The sequence below is a fragment of the Halorubrum sp. SS7 genome (assembly GCF_005435055.1).
Classification (GTDB): domain Archaea; phylum Halobacteriota; class Halobacteria; order Halobacteriales; family Haloferacaceae; genus Halorubrum; species Halorubrum salinarum.
The window spans coordinates 1-466 of sequence record NZ_SGXV01000307.1; the positions used below are offsets into that span (position 1 = coordinate 1).

Annotated in this window: 1 pseudogene; it reads left to right on the forward strand. The window is 68.5% G+C overall.

Annotation, left to right across the window (positions count from 1 at the left end):
* Positions 1–199: 199 nt before the first annotated feature.
* Positions 200–466, forward strand: a pseudogene (locus EXE44_RS21210) (molybdenum transporter); the annotation flags it as partial.

The window sequence follows — 466 nt, forward strand, 5'->3', positions numbered from 1 at the left end:
GGTCGGACTGTCCGCGTGAGCCACCGACGGCGGAGACGCCGCTGCTGACTCCGATCGGCGGCGAGAACTCGCGGGGAAGACTCGCGTCGCGGTCGAAGAGACGATCCGCCGCGCGGATCCGACGCGTATCGCGCGAACCCCGGCTGAGATAACGAAAAATGCGTACTTTTTTCACGAGATGTAACCATATTCGGCTATCGTGGGTACGCGTCGGCGACAGTATCTGCGGGCACTCGGCCTCGGTGGCGCCGTCTCGGTGGCCGGCTGTGCGAATCGGACCGAGGAGACCCGACCACGCCTCGGCTCGTTGACGCTCGCCACCGCCACGACCGCGTACGACAGCGGTGTACTAGCCGTCCTCAACCGAGCGTACACCGGCCGGTTCGGGTCGGGGGTCGACGCGGTGGCGCGCGGAACGGGCGCGTCGCTCCGTACCGCCCGGGACGGCGACTGCGACGCCGTGCTC